At 48.3% G+C, this 19,463-nt stretch carries 18 protein-coding genes, 1 pseudogene and 1 riboswitch; of the genes and pseudogenes, 11 read left to right on the top strand and 8 right to left on the bottom strand.

Annotation, left to right across the window (positions count from 1 at the left end; all coding sequences use genetic code 11):
* Positions 1-1,374 carry a Re/Si-specific NAD(P)(+) transhydrogenase subunit beta gene (gene pntB / locus ACUHGC_RS12505; protein ID WP_446833607.1) on the top strand — a complete coding sequence of 458 codons (1,374 nt, stop codon included), beginning with the start codon at positions 1-3 and terminating at the stop codon, positions 1,372-1,374.
* A 457-nt stretch (positions 1,375-1,831) separates the two neighbouring features.
* On the opposite strand, the gene cpdA is transcribed toward pntB, so the two are convergent.
* Together cpdA and nudF are read right to left on the bottom strand one after the other, a co-directional pair.
* Positions 1,832-2,662, bottom strand: a complete 831-nt coding sequence (gene cpdA / locus ACUHGC_RS12500; protein WP_446833606.1) for a 3',5'-cyclic-AMP phosphodiesterase — start codon at positions 2,660-2,662, stop codon at positions 1,832-1,834.
* Positions 2,663-2,824: 162 nt separating this feature from the next.
* Positions 2,825-3,442, bottom strand: coding sequence for an ADP-ribose diphosphatase (nudF, locus tag ACUHGC_RS12495; RefSeq protein WP_446833605.1), 618 nt, complete (start codon positions 3,440-3,442; stop codon positions 2,825-2,827).
* A gap of 109 nt (positions 3,443-3,551) precedes the next feature.
* Between nudF and ACUHGC_RS12490 the strand changes: the two genes are divergently transcribed.
* Positions 3,552-4,904, top strand: a complete 1,353-nt coding sequence (locus ACUHGC_RS12490) for a TolC family outer membrane protein (protein WP_446833604.1) — start codon at positions 3,552-3,554, stop codon at positions 4,902-4,904.
* Positions 4,905-4,970: 66 nt separating this feature from the next.
* Here the strand turns inward: ACUHGC_RS12490 and dapA are convergent, their stop codons facing one another.
* Complete coding sequence (dapA, locus tag ACUHGC_RS12485) at positions 4,971-5,870, bottom strand: 4-hydroxy-tetrahydrodipicolinate synthase (RefSeq protein WP_446833603.1); 900 nt, start codon at positions 5,868-5,870, stop codon at positions 4,971-4,973.
* A 188-nt stretch (positions 5,871-6,058) separates the two neighbouring features.
* Here dapA and bcp point away from each other — a divergent pair, with 188 nt between their 5' ends.
* Complete coding sequence (gene bcp / locus ACUHGC_RS12480) at positions 6,059-6,526, top strand: thioredoxin-dependent thiol peroxidase (RefSeq protein WP_446833602.1); 468 nt, start codon at positions 6,059-6,061, stop codon at positions 6,524-6,526.
* A gap of 68 nt (positions 6,527-6,594) precedes the next feature.
* On the opposite strand, the gene thiC is transcribed toward bcp, so the two are convergent.
* Entirely contained in the window at positions 6,595-8,529 is a 1,935-nt protein-coding gene (gene thiC / locus ACUHGC_RS12475) for a phosphomethylpyrimidine synthase ThiC (protein ID WP_446833601.1), read from the bottom strand.
* A 128-nt stretch (positions 8,530-8,657) separates the two neighbouring features.
* A riboswitch (TPP riboswitch) is annotated at positions 8,658-8,761 on the bottom strand.
* A gap of 138 nt (positions 8,762-8,899) precedes the next feature.
* A complete protein-coding gene (locus tag ACUHGC_RS12470) occupies positions 8,900-9,970 on the bottom strand; it encodes an AI-2E family transporter (protein ID WP_446833600.1) in 1,071 nt (356 codons plus the stop codon).
* 124 nt (positions 9,971-10,094) lie between these two features.
* Between ACUHGC_RS12470 and arsC the strand changes: the two genes are divergently transcribed.
* The gene (arsC, locus tag ACUHGC_RS12465; RefSeq protein ID WP_446833599.1) at positions 10,095-10,445 is read left to right on the top strand and encodes an arsenate reductase (glutaredoxin); all 351 of its coding nucleotides are present in this window, start codon (positions 10,095-10,097) and stop codon (positions 10,443-10,445) included.
* Here the strand turns inward: arsC and hda are convergent.
* Genes hda through upp form a run of 3 tightly spaced genes read right to left on the bottom strand, consistent with a single transcriptional unit; the run spans position 10,440 to position 13,077 of the window.
* Positions 10,440-11,141: a DnaA inactivator Hda gene (gene hda / locus ACUHGC_RS12460; protein ID WP_446833598.1), complete on the bottom strand. Its 702-nt coding sequence runs from the start codon at positions 11,139-11,141 to the stop codon at positions 10,440-10,442. The genes arsC and hda overlap by 6 nt on opposite strands.
* Positions 11,142-11,161: 20 nt before the next feature.
* On the bottom strand, positions 11,162-12,424 hold the full coding sequence (locus ACUHGC_RS12455; protein ID WP_446833597.1) for a uracil-xanthine permease family protein: 1,263 nt from the start codon (positions 12,422-12,424) through the stop codon (positions 11,162-11,164).
* Between the two features lie 26 nt (positions 12,425-12,450).
* Complete coding sequence (upp, locus tag ACUHGC_RS12450) at positions 12,451-13,077, bottom strand: uracil phosphoribosyltransferase (RefSeq protein WP_446833596.1); 627 nt, start codon at positions 13,075-13,077, stop codon at positions 12,451-12,453.
* 257 nt (positions 13,078-13,334) lie between these two features.
* On the opposite strand from upp, the gene purM reads away from it, so the two are divergent.
* The 7 genes and pseudogenes from purM to ACUHGC_RS12415 all read left to right on the top strand — a co-directional run bounded on the left by purM (position 13,335) and on the right by ACUHGC_RS12415 (position 19,422).
* Positions 13,335-14,381 carry a phosphoribosylformylglycinamidine cyclo-ligase gene (gene purM / locus ACUHGC_RS12445; RefSeq protein WP_446833595.1) on the top strand — a complete coding sequence of 349 codons (1,047 nt, stop codon included), beginning with the start codon at positions 13,335-13,337 and terminating at the stop codon, positions 14,379-14,381.
* Positions 14,378-15,016 (top strand): phosphoribosylglycinamide formyltransferase, encoded by a 639-nt coding sequence (gene purN, locus ACUHGC_RS12440; RefSeq protein WP_446833594.1) that lies wholly within the window; start codon positions 14,378-14,380, stop codon positions 15,014-15,016. Before purM ends, purN begins: the two co-directional genes overlap by 4 nt.
* Positions 15,017-15,136: 120 nt before the next feature.
* The gene (locus tag ACUHGC_RS12435; RefSeq protein WP_446833593.1) at positions 15,137-16,084 is read left to right on the top strand and encodes a peptidylprolyl isomerase; all 948 of its coding nucleotides are present in this window, start codon (positions 15,137-15,139) and stop codon (positions 16,082-16,084) included.
* 90 nt (positions 16,085-16,174) lie between these two features.
* Positions 16,175-17,017 carry a 16S rRNA (adenine(1518)-N(6)/adenine(1519)-N(6))-dimethyltransferase RsmA gene (gene rsmA / locus ACUHGC_RS12430; protein WP_446833592.1) on the top strand — a complete coding sequence of 281 codons (843 nt, stop codon included), beginning with the start codon at positions 16,175-16,177 and terminating at the stop codon, positions 17,015-17,017.
* Positions 17,018-17,027: 10 nt separating this feature from the next.
* Positions 17,028-17,849: a bis(5'-nucleosyl)-tetraphosphatase (symmetrical) ApaH gene (gene apaH / locus ACUHGC_RS12425; protein WP_446833591.1), complete on the top strand. Its 822-nt coding sequence runs from the start codon at positions 17,028-17,030 to the stop codon at positions 17,847-17,849.
* 133 nt (positions 17,850-17,982) lie between these two features.
* A pseudogene (locus tag ACUHGC_RS12420) lies at positions 17,983-19,097 on the top strand (transglutaminase-like domain-containing protein).
* On the top strand, positions 19,072-19,422 hold the full coding sequence (locus ACUHGC_RS12415; protein WP_446833590.1) for a hypothetical protein: 351 nt from the start codon (positions 19,072-19,074) through the stop codon (positions 19,420-19,422). The pseudogene ACUHGC_RS12420 and the gene ACUHGC_RS12415 overlap by 26 nt, the downstream one beginning before the upstream one ends.
* The last annotated feature ends 41 nt before the right edge of the window (positions 19,423-19,463 follow it).

The following is a 19,463-nucleotide window of genomic DNA, read 5'->3' as shown; positions in this document are numbered from 1 at the left end:
ATGTCAGCAGGTTTTGTACAAGCCGCTTATATTGTAGCAGCGCTACTGTTTATTATGAGTTTGGCGGGCCTTTCTAAACATGAAACGGCAAAAGCAGGTTGTTGGTACGGAATCGTCGGGATGGCGATTGCGTTGGTGGCAACGATTTTCGGACCGGATACTCAAGGTCACTGGTGGATTATCATTGCTATGGCGATCGGTGCGGTGTTAGGCATTCAGCGCGCATTGAAAGTGGAAATGACCGAAATGCCGGAATTAGTTGCGATTCTGCATAGCTTCGTCGGCTTGGCGGCGGTATTGGTCGGTTTTAACAGCTATTTTGAACCGCATGGCATCACCGATGCTGTGATGCAAAATATCCACGATGTCGAAGTCTTTTTAGGCATCTTTATCGGTGCGGTTACTTTCACCGGTTCGATTGTGGCGTTCGGTAAACTGCGCGGAATTATTGATTCCAAAGCGTTGGCATTGCCACATCGCCATAAATTGAATTTGGCGGCGGTTGTGGTTTCCGTATTATTGATGAGTACGTTTGTCGGCGATGCCAGCCTGTTCCCATTGATTCTGATGACCATTATTGCGTTAGCGTTCGGTTGGCACTTGGTCGCCTCTATTGGCGGTGCGGATATGCCGGTGGTGGTTTCAATGCTGAACTCGTATTCCGGTTGGGCAGCGGCAGCGGCAGGCTTTATGTTGAATAACGACTTATTGATCGTAACCGGTGCGCTGGTGGGTTCTTCCGGCGCGATTCTGTCTTATATCATGTGTAAAGCGATGAACCGCTCTTTCATCAGTGTTATTGCGGGCGGCTTCGGTAACGACGTTCAAGCGTCATCAGACGAAGAACAAGGAGAACATCGTGAAACCAACGCCGAAGAAGTGGCGGAATTGTTGAAAAACGCCAGCTCTGTGATCATCACCCCGGGCTACGGCATGGCAGTGGCGCAAGCGCAATATCCGGTAGCGGAAATCACACAAAAATTGCGTGATAAAGGCGTGAACGTGCGTTTTGGTATTCACCCTGTTGCAGGGCGTTTGCCGGGGCACATGAACGTGCTGTTGGCGGAAGCGAAAGTACCTTACGATGTGGTGTTGGAAATGGATGAAATCAATGAAGATTTCCCGGACACTGATGTGGTGTTGGTCATCGGTGCGAACGACACCGTTAACCCGGCGGCATTAGACGATCCAAACAGCCCAATCGCCGGTATGCCGGTGCTGGAAGTTTGGAAAGCACAAAACGTGATCGTGTTCAAACGCTCGATGGCAGTCGGCTATGCCGGCGTGCAAAATCCACTGTTCTTCAAAGACAATACTCAAATGTTGTTCGGCGATGCCAAAGAACGCGTGGACGATATTTTGAAAGCGCTGTAACCGCACTTTTAAATTGCAAATTGAACCCGCTATCACCTGATGGCGGGTTTTTTGTGGGTTGGTTATTCTCGGTTGTTTGCTATTTAACTATCGTATTTCGCCGCTGGCGACTTACTTTTTTTGCTTGTCCAAAAAATATTTTGCCTTTCTTTATCAAACAGTTTGACTGATAAGAGCCGCCATAAATCAAAGTGCGGTGTGAAGGATTTTAATCTTTTTTACGACTAAATGTTATGAGTTTGCTCGATATGTAGCAACTGTGTTTGCTGCAGCGATGAAATAAAATCCCTCTCTCTGCCCTTTGGTGTAGTGGTCAACTACAGCTGCTAGGTAGAGGGATATTTAGGAATGATAATAAGTTTATTTCAATACAAAGTAATTGAAGTAAACTTATTATTTAATATAGGATTATTCAAAAACGATATTATCTTACTTATTATTTTTTTAATATTTATTTTCAATAACCCGAAATATTAAAATCCGGGGTGAATAAATTATCGGGGATGCGTTTGACTCGGGTTTGCAGACTGCCGTCCGGATAAAGTTCAAATTCGCGCCAACCCGGTGGCATGACGCCGAGATTAAAATGATAACTGTCGGATTTGAATTGAATGCAGCTGGACGGCGTGGTTAAAATCCGATAGTTATTCCACTGAATATCCATCGCCTGATGAATATGCCCGCTGATAATCGCTTTAATCCGTTGATGCGTTGCCAGGCAGCTCAGAAATTCGGAAGTATTGCGTAAGTTATGTTGATCCAACCAAGCCGAACGCGTTGGAGCGATATGGTGATGCAGCACAACCAAGGTGTGTAAATCGGGATATTGCTCTAATTTAGCCAGCAGCCAATCCAGTTGATATTGATTTAAATAACCGTGCGGCACATTAAGCACTTGGCTGTCGAGCATCAGAATCTGCCATTGCTGATTGATCACAATATGTTTCAGCGGGGAAATCGCCTGCGGATACTGATTCAGCACTTCGACCATGTGCGGTTGGTAATCATGGTTGCCGGGAATCCAAAATGTTGGTTTTTGCAGGGTTTGAATTTCTTCACAGAAAGTGCGGTAGCCTTCCGAGCTGCTGTCTTGCACCAAATCACCGGTCGCCAACACAAATTCAAAATCGAACGGTGTTTGTTTTATTTCAGACAGCACTGCCGTGAAGCTATCGTAGGTGTTAACTCCCAATAACTCGGATGTTTTATCGGCAAACAGGTGCGGATCCGTTACTTGAATAAAACGAACCGGTGTGCTGTCGGAATGGTGAAGATAGGTTGTTTTCAAAATGCACCAACAAAAACAATAAGAAATCAAAAAATTTTATAAGGTATAAGATACTGTTTTTTATCCGAATGTCAGCATTTTTCTATTAAAAGTGTTAGTAAGCGCACATTTTATCGTAAACAAACGGCAAGAATTTGCGCAATATCACTTTTTCTTCCGTGATCACCAACGGTTTTGCAACTGCTGATAATTCAACTGTAGCCACTGTAAACCAATCACTGCAATACTGTTGTCGATCCGTCCGTTTTCGACCCATTGATAAGCCTGTTCGCGGTTGACCACATGGACTTTAATGTCTTCATGCTCTTCTGCCAAACCGTGCAGACCGCCGACTTTTGTCGCGTTGACTTTGCCGGCGAGCAGATGAATCCGCTCGAATACACCGCCCGGGCTGTCCCACACACTTAACGCCGGTTCGATCAGTTCAATTTCAATACCGGCTTCTTCTTGCGCCTCGCGTTGCGCCACTTCCAACGGCTGCTCGTTCTCCTCAACCATACCGGCGATCAGCTCTAGCAACCACGGCGATTTTTCGCTGTCGGCAACATAAGCGCCGATCCGCACTTGCTCCACCAACACCACTTCATCGCGTTGCGGATCGTAGGCGATGACGGCAGATGCAGCCCCTTTATACAGCAATTCGCGGCTAACCGTGCCGCTGTAGCCGCCGGCGAACAGTTTATGCCGAAATTGGATTTTATATAGTTTGAAGAAACCGTCGTAAACCAGATCTTGCTGCTGAATTTCTAGGTCGGCGGCGGAAAATTGTTCGATAGACATAGTGGATTCCTTATGGCGTTAATCTGCGGATTAGTTTAGCAAATTAACGGTTTTTTTTGCACCGGCTTTTAGGTAAAATGAATGAACGATCATTTAGTGGAGAAAAGAAATGAAAAAAATCACATTGTTGCTGTCAGTGCTGAGCTTGGGATTGACACAACAGGCTATGGCGGCGTCATTAATGGAAGCCTATGAACAGGCGAAAAACAGCGATCCGGTAGTGAAAAAAGCGTATGCCGACAGCCAACAGATTATCGAAGGGAAAAACCAAGCAAAAGGCGCATTGCTACCGCAATTGAACGCTAGTGCCAGCTACGGCTCAAGCCGTTATGTCGATCACGGCACGCAACATAACAGCGGTTATAACAACAGCTTCAGCCAAAACCGCACTTTCAGTGTCGGATTGAATTTAAGCCAAACCTTGTTTGATATGAGCCTGTGGCGCAATTTGTCGCTGCAAGAAAAAACCGCAAAACAGGCGGAGGTTTCCTATCAGGCGGCACAGCAAAATTTACTCTACCGCGTGGCAACCGCCTACATTTCAGTGTTGAACAGCATTGAAACCTTGAAATCGGTTGAAGCGGAGAAAAAGGCGGTCTACAGCCAACTCAGCGACACCACTCAACTGTATCAAGTCGGATTGGTGGCGATCACCGACGTTGATGAGGCGCAGGCACAATACGACAGCGTGATTGCCAATGAGATCATGGCAAAGAATAGCGTGGATAACAGCGTTGAAGCCTTATATGAAATCACCGGGCAATATCCGTTAGACATTAATCGTTTAGCAACCCAAAAATTTAAAACGCAAACTTACGCCAACCCGAATCAATATATTGCCCAAGGCGAAGAGCAGAACTTGACGCTAACCTATTACAAAATGGGTAAAGAGCTGGCGAAAGAGGGGATTAAAGTGGCGGAAAGCGCTTATTTGCCGACCGTCAACTTGGTCGCGGGATTAACGCATACCAACTCGCGAATGCCGATTGCCAGCAACTACGGCATCCCTGATCGCAGCGTGGATCAAGCCACTATCGGCTTAGAAGTGTCGATGCCGTTGTACACCGGCGGGCGAACCTCCTCGCAGGTGCGCCAACAGCAGCACGCCTTTGTCAGCAGCTCAGAAGGCTTGGAATCGACTTATCGTGACTTGGTGCGCAACATCCGCTTCACCGTCAACAGCCTGAATGCCTCGTCGAGTTCGATTAAAGCCTATCAGCAATATGTACGCTCTTCGGAAAGTGCGTATCAAGCGACATTATCCGGCTACAATGCCGGAACGCGTACTATCTTAGACGTGTTGACCAGCACTCGCACTCGCCATGAAGCGCAGCGCCAGCTGGCTTCGGCGCGTTATAACTACCTGTTGCTGGAATTGCAACTGCGTCAATTGGCAGGTACGCTGAATGAAAATGATTTGACCCGTTTGCACAATCTGCTGACAGTGAAAACCAAGTTATAACGACTTAATAATAACGGAAAGGCAACCAGTGGAGCACAGGTTGCCTTTTTAATTCATGCTGATTTACTACTTTAACAATCCGCTGCTTTTTAATGCTGCGCTGACAACCGGTTGCGCTTCTTCGCTTAAAACGGTTAACGGCAGGCGCAGGAACGGTTCGCTGATTAAACCGATTTTGTAGCACGCCCATTTCACCGGAATCGGGTTGGACTCAACAAACAGATCTTTGTGCAACGGCATTAAACGATTGTTGATTTCTTCCGCTTGTGCGAAATCGCCTTTCAGTGCGAAACGGCACATTTTTGCCATTTCGGCGGCGGCAACGTTATTGGTGACCGAAATCACGCCTTCACCGCCAGCTTTCATCGCTTCTAGGCCGGTCGCATCGTCGCCGCTGAGAATAATAAAATCGTCACCGGCAAGTTCTTTAATTTTGCCGACGCGGCTGACATCGCCGGTCGCTTCTTTAATGCCGACGATATTTGGAATTTTTGCCAAACGAGCAACGGTTTCCGGTTTCAGATCGCTGCCGGTGCGCCCCGGTACGTTATACAGGATTTGCGGCAAATCGGTGCTTTCGGCAATCGCTTTAAAGTGCTGATACATACCCTCTTGGGTCGGTTTATTGTAGTAAGGCACAACCGACAAACAACCGGCAACGCCGCTGCCGTGTAATAACTTGGTCATAGTGATCGCTTCGCTGGTGGCGTTAGCGCCGGTGCCGGCGATAATCGGAATACGACCGGCGGCGTATTCGACGGTCTTCAGAATAACCTTCACATTTTCATCAATACTGAGCGTGGCGGATTCGCCGGTGGTACCAACCGAAACAATGGCGTCGGTGCCTGCTTCGATATGAAAATTGACCAGCGCTTCGAGTTCGGTGTAATTCACTTCGCCGGAACTATCCATTGGCGTGATAAGTGCAACGATACTGCCTGAAAATAAAGGGTTACTAGCCGACATAGAGTTTCTCCTGTACGTTTCTTGTTGTTTTATTGATGAAATAAACTGATTAACCTAGATTGCCAAATTTGCCGCAGTTTGCAAGTGGTTTTTGTATTTTCTTGCAGATAAATCAAAAAAAGTGAAAAGGGGCTGATTTAGTGGTAGTTTAAGTGCGGCTCAATTCGATTAAAAGGAAGGAAAAAACGATGTTATCTATTTTAAACAGCGGCGTTGCTGCACCACAATTTACCCTGAACGATCAAAACGAGAATGCGGTCAGCCTGAGCGATTTCAAAGGCAAAAAGGTGTTGGTTTATTTTTACCCGAAAGCGTTAACGCCGGGCTGTACCACACAAGCCTGCGATCTGCGCGATGCCAAAGCCGAGCTAGAAAAAGCAGGCGTGGTGATTTTGGGTATCAGTCCGGATTTGCCGACAAAATTACGCAATTTTGAGCAGAAAAAAGATTTAAATTTCACCTTGCTGTCTGATCCCGATCATCAGGTTGCGGAAGCGTTTGGGGTGTGGGGCGAGAAAAAATTTATGGGGCGCACCTTTGACGGCATTCACCGCATCAGCTTTTTGATTGATGAAAACGGCGTAATCGCCAAGGTTTTCGATAAATTCAAAACCAAAGATCATGCCCAGGTGGTACTGGATTATCTGAACGCCTGACAGCGGCTCAAGTGCGGTCGGTATTGCAAAAAACGGCACGCTGATATGTTAGCGTGCCGTGATGGCGTTTACTCCGATGATTCTGATTGTAGCTGCTGTGGCTGATGATAAATTTCACCGCCTTTTTGTTTAAACTCCTGCGCCATTTTCGCCAGCCCTTGTTGCTGTTCCGGCGGCAGTGCAGCCGCATAATCACGCACTTCTTGTGAAATTCTCATCGAGCAGAATTTTGGCCCGCACATCGAACAAAAATGGGTGACCTTGCCGGATTCTTGTGGCAGTGTTTCGTCGTGGTAGGCGCGTGCGGTGTCGGGATCGAGCGACAAATTAAACTGATCCTCCCAACGAAATTCAAACCGCGCTTTCGACATTGCATTATCGCGGATTTGTGCCGCGGGGTGTCCTTTGGCAAGGTCAGCCGCGTGGGCGGCAATTTTATAGGTGATTAGCCCCTGTTTCACGTCCTCTTTATCCGGCAAGCCCAAATGTTCTTTCGGCGTCACATAACACAACATGGCGCAACCGAACCAGCCGATCATCGCCGCGCCAATGCCTGAAGTGAAATGGTCGTAACCCGGTGCGATATCGGTGGTGAGTGGCCCGAGCGTATAAAACGGCGCTTCATGGCAGTGCCGTAGCTCTTCTTCCATGTTGCGTTGAATCATCTGCATCGGGATATGCCCCGGCCCTTCGATCATCACTTGCACATCATATTCCCAGGCGATTTTAGTCAGTTCGCCGAGCGTGTATAATTCGGCAAATTGTGCCTCATCATTAGCGTCTTGAATTGAGCCCGGGCGCAAACCGTCGCCGAGCGATAGCGCCACATCGTAGGCAGCGCAAATTTCACAGATTTCACGAAAATGGGTATATAAAAAATTTTCTTGATGGTGGGAAAGACACCATTTCGCCATAATCGAACCGCCACGAGAAACAATTCCGGTGAGGCGTTTGGCGGTCATCGGCACATAGCGCAGCAGTGTGCCGGCGTGAATGGTGAAGTAGTCCACGCCCTGTTCCGCTTGTTCGATTAAGGTGTCTTTAAATACTTCCCAAGTGAGATTTTCGGCAATGCCTTTGACTTTTTCGAGCGCTTGATACAGTGGCACTGTGCCAATCGGCACCGGGCTGTTGCGTAGAATCCATTCACGGGTTTCGTGAATGTTGCGCCCAGTGGAGAGATCCATCACCGTATCCGCGCCCCAGCGGGTTGCCCACACCAATTTTTCCACTTCCTCCTCAATTGATGAAGTGACCGCCGAATTTCCGATGTTGGCGTTCACTTTCACTAAAAAATTACGCCCGATAATCATCGGTTCGGATTCGGGATGATTGATGTTACAAGGAATAATCGCGCGTCCGGCGGCGACTTCTTGACGCACAAATTCAGGGGTGATTTCAGCGGGTAACTTAGCGCCGAAGGCTTGTCCGGGGTGTTGTTGAAGCAATACCGCACTTTCCATCCGCGATCTGCCCATATTTTCACGAATCGCGATAAATTCCATTTCAGGCGTGATGATACCTTGGCGGGCGTAATGCAGTTGGGTCACGATTTTGCCGGCTTGTGCGCGTCGTGCCGGGCGCTGTAGCCGAAAGCGAAGCTCATCAAGTGTGTTGTCTTGCTGTCGTGATCGGGTGTAACTTGAGCTGACCGTACTTAGGGTTTCGGTGTCTTGTCGTTCGGCGATCCACGCCTGCCGAAGTGCGGTAATGCTTCGATTGACATTAATGGTTTGTGATTCGTCGCCGTATACACCGGAGGTATCATACACTGGAATCGCTTCGTTCGGCTCGAATTGTGGATTGAGCTTATCGCCGCCGACGAGTGTTGGGTTTAGTTGAATTTCGCGCATCGGCACGCGCAGATCAGGGCGTGAACCTTGCAGATAAATTCGTTTGGAATTGGGATAAGGCGTCCCTTTCAAACTGCGGATAAATTGTTGCGCCGCTTCGCGTTTTTGGCGACGGCTATTTTTTTCGACATAAATAATGGTGTCAGACATGGCAAGTTCCTTTATGCAAAATAAGCGATAACAAGCTTGTCTGGAGCGGAAGAACACAAACAGCAATAGTGCTGTTGATGACAACTCAAGTGCGGTTTATTGAGGTTAGAAAATCATCATGAGGCAAAATGGATGATTGACTTGTTCCCTTCGCAGGTCTTAACCCGAGCAGGTTCTACGGATCCCGATTTACGGTCTCAGCCAATCGCAATTGGCACTCCGACAAGAACCGGCAGTATAGGCAACTGGCGGAACGCAGGCAATGGCTAAGATTGAAAAGTGTGATTTCGGTAGGGTTTTCACAGAAATCAGCACTTGAACCAGGGCAAAGTGCGGTTTGAAACCGCACTTGAAAGGCTAAAAAATATTATTAGTGCTGTTCCAATTCTTCATCTGACGGCCAGGCGGCACCGACCACCGCTTTGACCAAGGTTGCCAGCGGAATGGCGAAAAATACGCCCCAAAACCCCCATAAGCCGCCGAAAATCAGTACTGCTAAAATAATAATTAACGGATGCAGATTCACGGCTTCCGAGAACAATACCGGCACTAATAAATTGCCGTCCAGAATTTGAATAATTAAATAGCCTAGCATTAAATACCAGAAAGCCGGGGTTACGCCGAATTGTACCAGCGCCACTAAGGCAATCGGAATTGTGATCAACACCGCGCCAACGTAAGGCACTAACACCGATAAACCGACGCCAAGCGCCAACAGCAATGGGTAGCGAAGCCCGAAAAAGAGGAACAGAATATAAGTGACGGCGCCGACAATCACAATTTCCATAAATTTTCCGCGAATATAATTGGAAATCTGGGTTTTCATTTCCAGCCAAACTTGCGAGGCTAAAGTGCGGTTGCGCGGCAGAAAGCGCATCACGCCTAGAATTAATTCATTTTTATCTTTAACCAAGAAAAACACCATTAGCGGCACTAAGAACGCATAAATCCCGATAGTTACCAGACTGAGCAGTGAGGAAAGCGAATAACGCAGCGCGGATTCGCCGAATGCCAACAGTTTAACGCGTGCATTGCTAAACAGTGCGTCTAACATCGGATAGTCGATCAGGTCAGGGTAGTGTTCCGGCAGGGTCAACAGCCATTCGTGCAGCTGGTTGATCATGTTCGGCAAATCTTGCACCAGCGAGATAGTTTGCGTCCACAGCCGCGGTACGACAACAATCATAATAAACACAATCAGCGTGACGAACAGCAACAGCGTGATGCTAACCGAGGCGATTCGTGGTAGTTTAAGTTTCTGCGACAGAAATGTGATCGGCGTTTCCAATAAATACGCCAACACTAGCGCGATCAGCAATGGTGCGATAATATCGCTAAAAAAATAGATGGCAACGAAAAGGAAAAATAAGATGGCAAACAGCCCCAAGGCTTGTGGATCAGTAAAGCGGCGTTTATACCATTTTTGAAACATTTCCCACATAGGCGTTTTCCTGTTGTTAAGTGTAGAGTCAAGTAAATCAGACTTTTTGATTATAACAAGTTATTGACTCAAAGGAAGATTAAAACTATTTTCACACCGACAAAAATTAATTAAGGAGAGCAGCATGAGCGTAAAAATTTTACATAATCCAAAATGTTCCAAGAGCCGTGAAACCCTAAAATTGTTGCAAGAGCGCGGAATTCAGCCTGAAATCGAACTTTATTCGCAAAAACAGTATTCGGTGAGCGAATTGCAACAGATTCGCCGCCAACTGGGGATCGATGACGTTCGGAAAATGATGCGGGTGAATGACGAGTTATACCGCACTTTGGGTCTGGATGATCCGGAATTTACTCAGGAGCAGCGATTAGCAGCGATCGCACAAAATCCGGCGCTGTTGGAACGCCCGATTGTGATCAACGGCGATCAGGCGCGGTTTGGGCGTCCGCCGGAAGCCGTGTTGGAAATTTTATAAATTCAGGCAGTGTTTGACAAACGGGATGGTCAATTTGCGTTTCGCCTGCAGTGAGGCTTCATCCAGCTGTTGCAGGGTGTTGAACAGGCTGCGGGTGTCGCGCTCTAGCCGTTTGAGTAAAAACAGCCCGACTTCGTCCGGCAGCTCCAGCCCGCGCAGGTAAGCGCGTTGTTGCAGCACTTTGAGTTTTTGGGTTTCATCCAGCGGCAGGAGTTTATGGATTTCGCCCCAGCTGAGGCGCGAACGTAGATCGTTGAGTGAAACGGCGAGATTACGCGGGGAGCTGTCGGCACTCAGAATGAGGGTGGTGTGCTTTTGCTCCTTGATCCGATTATATAAATCGAAAAGTGCGGTTTCCCATTTTACCTGCCCGGCGATCATTTGCAGATCGTCGATACACACCAAATCCTGATTTTCCAGATTATCCAGCACGTCCGGAGAAAAATGCACCGCGTGTTTCAGCGGAATAAAACTGGCACTGCCGCCGCGGTCAAAGCGTTCGTGGCAGCAGGCTTTGAGTAAGTGGCTTTTTCCGCTGCCGTTTTCGCCATATAAATAGAAAAATTGTTGCTGCGGTTGTTGCAATTGACGACGCAAACTGTCCAACAGCAGGCGATTATTCTCCGCGTAAAAATTATCGAGAGTCAAATCGTCCGCTTGTTGGATAGGAAGTGTGAGTTGTATTGCTGTCGTCAAACGCTCACCTGGTCTTTCGATTAAATCATGGTTTCTTCTTTGGCGCGTGGCAAGACCAGATTCATAATCACCGCAACGATCGCACATAAGCTGATGCCTTTTAACGATACTTCGCCGACATTTAGCATCATGCCGCCGATGCCGAAGGTCATTACCACCGAGATAATACACAGATTACGCGGCTCGGACACATTCACCTGCGCTTTGATCAAGGTGCTCATCCCGACCACCGCAATTGAACCGAATACCAACATCATAATCCCGCCCATTACGATAGTCGGAATGGTAGACAAGAAGGCGCCGACTTTGCCGCAGAATGAAATCGCAATCGCCCAACACGCCGCCCAAGTCATAATATTCGGATTGAAGTTACGGGTCAGCATCACTGCGCCGGTTACTTCGGCGTAAGTGGTGTTCGGTGGGCCGCCCAAGAATGAAGCGGCAGACGTCGCGATGCCGTCACCAAGCAAAGTGCGGTGCAAGCCCGGTTTTTTTAAGAAATCTTTGCCGGTCACCGAGCTGATCGCCATAATGCCGCCGACGTGCTCAATTGCCGGTGCAATTGCAATCGGCAATAAATACAAAATCGCTTCCAGTTTAAATTCCGGCGTGGTTAAAGTCGGCACGCTAAACCAAGCGGCGTTGCTGACGGCGCTGAAATCAACCAGCCCCATGGTCAATGCCAAAATATAGCCGACTGCGATGCCGAACATAATCGGCACTAATTTCAGTAAGCCTTTGGCGAACACAGCCACCACCAGTGTGGTGATCAAGGTCGCCATCGAAACCAGAACAGCTTGTTCATACGGATAAAGCTGGGAACCGTCGCCGCCTTTGCCGATTGCCATATTCACCGCGAGCGGCGCAAGCCCCATGCCGATAATGATGATAATCGGCCCGACCACTACCGGCGGGAACACGCGTTGTAAAATCGCCGCGCCTTTCAGTTTCACCAAGGCGCTCAAAGCGACATACACCAAACCGGCGCCCATCAAGCCGCCCATGGTCACCGGCAAGCCCCAGGTGGCGATGCCGTATTGCATCGGCGCAATAAAGGCGAAAGAAGAGGCGAGGAAAATCGGTACTTGACGGCGGGTGCACAGTTGGAACAGCAACGTGCCGACACCGGCGGTTAAAAGTGCGGTATTACTGTCAAGCCCGACAATTAAAGGCACTAACACCAATGCGCCGAAGGCGACAAACAGCATTTGCAGCCCGACGAAAGCCTGTTTCGGTAAACTTTGTGCCGGCAAATCGTCGTGAGCCGGAATTGAATTTTGCATGATGAATTTTCCGTTGCAGAAAGAGGTTATTTAGTACCGAAAATTTTATCACCGGCATCGCCCAAGCCCGGAATGATATAACCTTGTTCGTTCAAGTGATCGTCGATAGACGCGGTGTACAGCTCAACATCCGGGTGCGCTTTTTCCAACACCGCAATCCCTTCCGGTGCGGCAACCAGCACCAACACTTTGATGTGGCGGCAGCCTTTGGCTTTCAACAAATCAATGGTCGCGACCATCGAACCGCCGGTTGCCAACATCGGATCAACCACAATCGCTAACCGCTCTTCCAGATCGCCCGCCAGTTTTTGAAAATAAGGCACCGGCTCTAAGGTTTCTTCATTGCGGTACATCCCGACCACGCTGATTCTGGCGCTGGGAATATGCTCCAGCACCCCGTCCATCATGCCTAAACCGGCACGCAGAATCGGCACCACGGTGACTTTTTTGCCTTTAATCCGTTCCACTTCGACCGGACCGTTCCAGCCGTCGATAATCACTTTTTCGGTTTCCAGATCGGCGGTGGCTTCATAGGTCAGCAAACTGCCGACTTCGGTGGCTAATTGACGGAAATTTTTAGTATTGATTTCAGCGGCACGCATTAAGCCGAGTTTGTGTTTGATGAGAGGGTGTTTGACTTGAACCAGTTTCATTTTCAGCTCCTTGAGTTTTTATCCGCTAAATTTTAATAGATAGCCCAAAGAATTAATAGCTTTTTATCTTGAACGCCGCGAAATTCGTGTGGTTGCGCTGAAAAATTATGAAGCGCAACGATTCCTGCATTTAGCTATCGCCAATAATCCGTCGGGCGTGCTACAATTATCACCGTTTGAATAATGAGCGGTGTTGATCGCACAAACCTTTTATTAAACATTTGTCTTTTGCTAAACAACTGAAACAGGAACTGATCGTGGAAAAGAAATCATTAAGTTATAAAGATGCCGGTGTTGATATTAATGCGGGTAACGACTTGGTTGACAGAATTAAAGAAGATGTCAAACGGACGCGCCGTCCGGAAGTGATGGGCGGGCTTGGTGGTTTCGGCGCACTGTGTTCTATTCCGAGCAAATATAAAGAGTCGGTGTTGGTGTCGGGCACCGACGGCGTCGGCACCAAATTGCGTTTGGCGATTGATCTGAACAAGCACGATACTATCGGGGTGGATTTAGTCGCGATGTGCGTCAACGATTTGGTGGTGCAAGGTGCTGAACCGCTGTTTTTCCTGGATTATTACGCGACCGGTAAATTAGAAGTCGATGTGGCGGCGGATGTGATTAAAGGCATTGCCGACGGCTGTGAACAATCCGGCTGTGCGCTGGTCGGCGGCGAAACGGCTGAAATGCCGGGAATGTATCACGCCGGTGATTACGATTTAGCGGGTTTCTGCGTCGGTGTGGTTGAAAAAAGCGAGATTATCGATGCTAGCAAAGTTAAAGTGGGTGATGCCTTAATCGCGTTAGCCTCTAGCGGCCCACACTCAAACGGTTATTCCCTAATTCGTAAAGTGTTGGAAGTGAGCGGTGCCGATGCGGCAAGCGAATTACTGGACGGCAAACCGTTGGCAGAACACCTGTTGGCGCCGACCAAAATTTATGTGAAATCGGTGTTGCAACTGATTAAACACGTTGATGTGCACGCGATTTCCCATTTGACCGGCGGCGGTTTCTGGGAAAATATCCCGCGTGTGTTACCGGCGCACGTGAAAGCGGTGATCAATGAAAACAGCTGGCAGTGGCCGGCGGTGTTTAACTGGCTGCAACAGCAAGGCAACATCGATCGTCACGAAATGTACCGCACGTTTAACTGTGGCGTAGGCATGGTGATTGCACTGCCTGAAAAAGATGTGGAAACCGCACTTGCATTGCTGCAACAAGCCGGCGAGAAAGCTTGGGTGATCGGGCATATCGACGCGTTGGGTAATGATGAAACAGAACAAGTGGTTATGCCGGCAGTATGATCAGAATCGCAGTTTTAATTTCTGGCGACGGCTCGAATTTGCAGGCATTGATTGATGCCTGCGCAAACGGCAAAATCAACGGCAAGATTGTCACGGTGGTCAGCAATAAAGCCGAGGCTTACGGATTACAGCGCGCGCAGCAAGCGGGAATTGAAAACCGCACTTTCCTGCGTAAAGCCTATGCCGACAATCAAAGTATGGATTTGGCGATCGCGGATTATTTGCAGCAACAACAGGTGGATTTAGTGGTGCTTGCCGGTTATATGAAAATTTTAACCGCCGAGTTTATCCGTTGTTTTCCTGCAAAAATCCTGAATATTCATCCGTCACTGTTGCCGAAATATCCGGGCTTGGATACTTATCGCCGAGCGATGGAAGCCGGTGATCAGGAGCACGGCACCACGGTGCATTTTGTCAATGAAATTGTCGACGGCGGCGCAATCGTGCTGCAAGCGAAAGTGCCGATTTTCGAGGATGATCAGCAACAAGATGTAGTTGAGCGGGTAAAAGCACAGGAATTGCAAATCTATCCGCTGGTGGTTGCTTGGTTTGCCGAAGGACGCCTGCGTTTGCAAGACGGCAAAGCCTATTTGGATAACCAACCGTTAGCGGAAAACGGCTACGCGGCGGATTAATTCGCCGCAAATTGACAGAAATTGCCTAACAATTAAGCGATTAACCGCCTGATTTGGAATTTTTTTGCAAAAATAGGTTCTAAGCAACGTATCCTTTTAATGATGAGAATTGGAAGAACAATGAAATTGAACAATATCAAAGCAAAAGTTATTTGTAGTTTAGCGTTTTTCTTCGCTTTCGTCCTGCCGCTGCAAGCCGCAGAGAAAGTGGTGGCGACGGTGAATGGTTATCCGGTGCTAGCCAGCCAAGTGAAAAAAGGGCTGGGCAAAAAAGCGGATAATGCGGCGAACCGCCAAAAAGCATTAGACGGTTTGATCGATGATATTCTAGTGCAACAAGCGATTCGTGAATCCGGCGTGCGGATCAGCAGTGGACAAGTCGATCAAGTGTTCCAAAGCATTGCCGACAGCAACGGTTTAACCTGGGGGCAATTGCTGGATGTGTTGGATTACCAAGGTATCAACTATCATCAATACCGCAACCAGATTGCGCATCAGTTATTAATGAGCGAAGTGCGTCAGCAAAATATCGGCAAAAGCATCAGCGTTACCCGTGAAGAAGTCGAAGCGTTAGGCAACAGCTTGCAGCAACAAGCGGAAAAGAGCGGTAAAGTGAAAAAGCACACCGCACCGGAATATCGCGTGCGCCATATTTTACTGAAAACCAATCCGATTTTGACCGATCAAAAAGTCAAAGCCGAATTGAGCAAAATCCGCGCCGACATTTTAGCCAAGAAAACCAGCTTTGAAGCGGCGGCAAAAGCCCACTCTAAAGATTACTTGTCCGGCGACAAGGGCGGTGATTTAGGCTTTGCTTTCCCGGATATTTATGTGCCGGAATTTGCCAAAATGGTGCGCGGCAGCAAACAGGGGGTGATTTCACAGCCGTTTAAAACCGAACACGGCTGGCATATTTTAGAAGTCACCGACAGTCGCAAAGGCGACCGAACGGATGATTTCTACCGCCAAAAAGCATACGAGCAAATCGTTAACAAACAAGCACAAGCGGAAGCCCGTGATTGGGTCAGTGGCTTGCGCAAACGGGCTGAGATTAAAATTTTAGATTAATCAAACCGCACTTTGTCAACAAAATCCCGCATTCGTCGGGATTTTGTTTTATACTTAGCGGCAATTTTATTGCGAACAGACAGACTATCCATGAATTCAAAAAGACATTTGGGACACACCGCGCGCAAGCGTTTCGGACAGAATTTTTTACACGATCAACACGTTATTCAAGGCATTGTGGCGGCGATCCATCCGCAGAAAGATCAGTATCTGATCGAGATCGGGCCGGGTTTGGGCGCACTGACCGAGCCGGTTGCCGAGCAGCTTGATCGCTTGACGGTGATTGAGCTGGACCGAGATTTGGCGGAGCGCTTGCGCCACCATCCGTTTTTGCATCAGAAATTGACCGTGATCGAACAAGATGCGATGACTGTCGATTTTCGCCAACTGTTTGAGCAGGCGGGGCAGAAAGTGCGGGTGTTCGGCAATTTGCCGTATAACATTTCCACACCATTAATGTTCCACCTGTTTAACTACTACGACAGCATTCAAGATATGCACTTTATGTTGCAAAAAGAGGTGGTGAAACGGCTGTGTGCCGGCCCGAACAGCAAGGCTTACGGGCGCTTGACCATCATGGCGCAATATTTTTGCCAAGTGATGCCGGTGTTGGAAGTGCCGCCGTCGGCGTTTAAACCGGCGCCGAAAGTGGATTCGGCAGTGGTGCGTTTGATTCCGCACCGCACGTTGCCGCATCCGGTGAAAGATCTGTATTGGCTCAACCGAGTGTGCAGCCAAGCCTTCAACCAACGGCGCAAAACCTTGCGCAATGCGCTTTCCACGCTGTTCAGCGCAGAACAGCTGACCGCACTTGGGGTTGATCAAAATGCGCGCGCGGAAAATCTGTCGATTGCCGATTATGCCCGCTTGGCAAACTGGCTGCATGACAATCCGCCGCAAGTCGAACGCGAACCTTTGAGCGACGCAGACTAGGCGGCATAATATGGCAACTTATATCGTCGGCGATTTACAAGGCTGTTTTGATGAATTGCAGCTGCTATTGCAGAAAGTGGCGTTCGATCCGCAACAGGACGAACTCTGGCTGGTCGGCGATCTGGTGGCGCGTGGCGATAAATCGTTGGAGTGTTTGCGCTTTGTCAAAGGGCTTGGCGAAGCGGCGAAAACCGTGTTGGGCAACCATGATCTGCATTTGATCGCAACCGCACTTGGTTTGAAATCGGTGAAGAAAAAAGATCGGGTCGATGCGATTTTTGCTGCCGATGATTTTGCTGAGTTGATTGACTGGCTTCGCCATCAGCCGTTGCTGCGTCAACACCCGAAACACGGCTTTTTACTTTGCCATGCCGGAATCAGCCCGGATTGGAGCCTACGCCGTGCGAAAAAATGTGCCGCCGAAGTAGAAGCGGTGCTGCAACACGGTGATTACCGCACTTTGATCAAAGAGATGTATGGTGAGCAGCCTGATCGTTGGAACAAGCAGCTGAAAGGCATCGAACGTTTGCGCTATATTATCAATGCCTTCACCCGAATGCGTTTTTGCTACGCTGATCACCGCTTGGATTTTGCCTGCAAAACCACTTTGGCGGAAGCGCCTGCCGAGCTTTTTCCGTGGTATGAATTGGATAACCCGACGTATCAACAACAGCCGATTTTGTTCGGACATTGGGCAAGTCTAGTGGGCGAAACGATGCCGAAAGGGATCTATGCTCTGGATTCCGGCTGTGTTTGGGGCAACTATATGACCATGCTGCGTTGGGACGATCAGCAGTATTTCTATCAAAGAGCGGTCAAAAGTTACACCTGATTCGCACAATAATCGCGAAAGCGGGTTGCTTTTTTGCCATTTTCCCTTATCCTTAGCGGTGCTTATTGTCAACTCACCCGATAAGCACGAGTTATATAACAAGTTTTGTTTATATCAATACAGGATTCTAGCCATGAAAAAATTAATGCTCGCCACTGCATTGGCGTGTGCTTTCGGCGTTGCCAACGCTAACACCACCGTTCAACAACAGAACGTCAATACCGATTCCCACACTTTTGAACTGACCAAGACCTTTGATATTGTTGCCCCGAAAGGCGCAAGCGGCGAAACTCAACTTTGGGTGCCGATTCCGTTCAGCAATGATTACCAAAATTTGAAATCCATTCGGTATGAAGGCAATTTCCAACAAGCGTATATCACCGAAAATAACGCCTATGGCGCAAAAACCTTATATGCTACTTGGGCGGACAATGCCGAGAAACGCGATTTGAAAGTGACAATGGTGATTGAAACCAAAGATCGTGAACAGAAAAAAGCGGTGCGTTAAACGGATACCAAGTGCCGGAAAAAATCAATTATTCGGTCGATGTGCAGGAGTATTTAAAACCGACTCAACACATTAAAACTGACGGCATCGTGAAAGAGTTTGCCGATAAAATTGTCGGCACGGAAACCAATCCGCTGAAAAAAGCCGAATTGATCCATCACTGGATTGTCAACAACATGGAGCGTGATAACTCGGTGTTGGGCTGCGGCGACGGCGATGTGGAAAAAATCTTAACCACCGGCGTGCTGCGTGGCAAATGTACCGATATTAACTCAGTGTTTGTCGCTTTGGCGCGGGCGGCGGATATTCCGGCGCGTGAAGTGTTCGGCGTGCGTTTAGGAGCAGCACCGAAATTGGAACAGTATTCAAAAACTGCTTTCGGCAGCGCAGATGAACATCAAGTGGCGAATGTCAGCGGCGGACAACACTGCCGCGCCGAATTCTATTTAGCCGGTTTCGGCTGGGTTCCGGTCGATTCGGCGGACGTTGCCAAAATGCGTTTGGCAGAGAAAAAAGCGGTTGATGACGCCGACGTACAAACGGTGGCGGATTATCTATTCGGCAACTGGGAAATGAACTGGGTCGGCTATAATCACGGACGTGATTTTGACTTATATCCGGTTCCTGAACTGACGCCGCTAAATAACTTCGGCTATCCGTATGCTGAAATCGGCGGCGATCCGCTAAATTTCTTTGATCCGAAAGAATTCAAATATGAATTTATTTCCAAAAAATTATAATCGTCGGTTTTTTGCCGCCGGAATGGCGGCATTAACCTCGGCGGTGGCGTCAACTTTGTGTTGCATCGCGCCGTTGGTTTATCTGGTGTTCGGCATTTCGTCGCCGTTTCTGATGGAACTCAATCAGCTGGCGTTTTTGCAAATTCCGATGTTGATTTTGTCCTTGACGCTTTTCGGCTATGGCTTCTGGCTATTGGTGTTTTCAAACAAGATTATTTGCAGCAAGTATGTTTCTCACCGCACTTTGGTGGTGTTGTATTGCTTGGTGTTTGTGGTGATCCTGTTTTTTCTGTCATACCCGATAGTGCTGCCTTGGCTGTTATAGTCAGGCTTTTTAGAATAATTTATTGATAAGAGAATAGATTT

It is taken from the genome of Testudinibacter sp. P27/CKL/0425 (assembly GCF_052931395.1).
The sequence above is the reverse complement of the archived record's forward strand: the minus strand, read 5'-3'. Positions and strand labels throughout refer to the sequence as shown.

Excerpts from the sequence above, each read along its gene's own strand:
- pntB (WP_446833607.1), top strand. The coding sequence starts at position 1 with ATGTCAGCAGGTTTTGTACAAGCCGCTTATATTGTAGCAGCGCTACTG.
- nudF (WP_446833605.1), bottom strand. The coding sequence starts at position 3,442 with ATGTCTATCGAACAATTTTCCGCCGCCGACCTAGAAATTCAGCAGCAA.
- ACUHGC_RS12490 (WP_446833604.1), top strand. The coding sequence starts at position 3,552 with ATGAAAAAAATCACATTGTTGCTGTCAGTGCTGAGCTTGGGATTGACA.
- dapA (WP_446833603.1), bottom strand. The coding sequence starts at position 5,870 with ATGTCGGCTAGTAACCCTTTATTTTCAGGCAGTATCGTTGCACTTATC.
- bcp (WP_446833602.1), top strand. The coding sequence starts at position 6,059 with ATGTTATCTATTTTAAACAGCGGCGTTGCTGCACCACAATTTACCCTG.
- thiC (WP_446833601.1), bottom strand. The coding sequence starts at position 8,529 with ATGTCTGACACCATTATTTATGTCGAAAAAAATAGCCGTCGCCAAAAA.
- ACUHGC_RS12470 (WP_446833600.1), bottom strand. The coding sequence starts at position 9,970 with ATGTGGGAAATGTTTCAAAAATGGTATAAACGCCGCTTTACTGATCCA.
- arsC (WP_446833599.1), top strand. The coding sequence starts at position 10,095 with ATGAGCGTAAAAATTTTACATAATCCAAAATGTTCCAAGAGCCGTGAA.
- ACUHGC_RS12455 (WP_446833597.1), bottom strand. The coding sequence starts at position 12,424 with ATGCAAAATTCAATTCCGGCTCACGACGATTTGCCGGCACAAAGTTTA.
- upp (WP_446833596.1), bottom strand. The coding sequence starts at position 13,077 with ATGAAACTGGTTCAAGTCAAACACCCTCTCATCAAACACAAACTCGGC.
- purN (WP_446833594.1), top strand. The coding sequence starts at position 14,378 with ATGATCAGAATCGCAGTTTTAATTTCTGGCGACGGCTCGAATTTGCAG.
- ACUHGC_RS12435 (WP_446833593.1), top strand. The coding sequence starts at position 15,137 with ATGAAATTGAACAATATCAAAGCAAAAGTTATTTGTAGTTTAGCGTTT.
- rsmA (WP_446833592.1), top strand. The coding sequence starts at position 16,175 with ATGAATTCAAAAAGACATTTGGGACACACCGCGCGCAAGCGTTTCGGA.
- apaH (WP_446833591.1), top strand. The coding sequence starts at position 17,028 with ATGGCAACTTATATCGTCGGCGATTTACAAGGCTGTTTTGATGAATTG.
- ACUHGC_RS12415 (WP_446833590.1), top strand. The coding sequence starts at position 19,072 with ATGAATTTATTTCCAAAAAATTATAATCGTCGGTTTTTTGCCGCCGGA.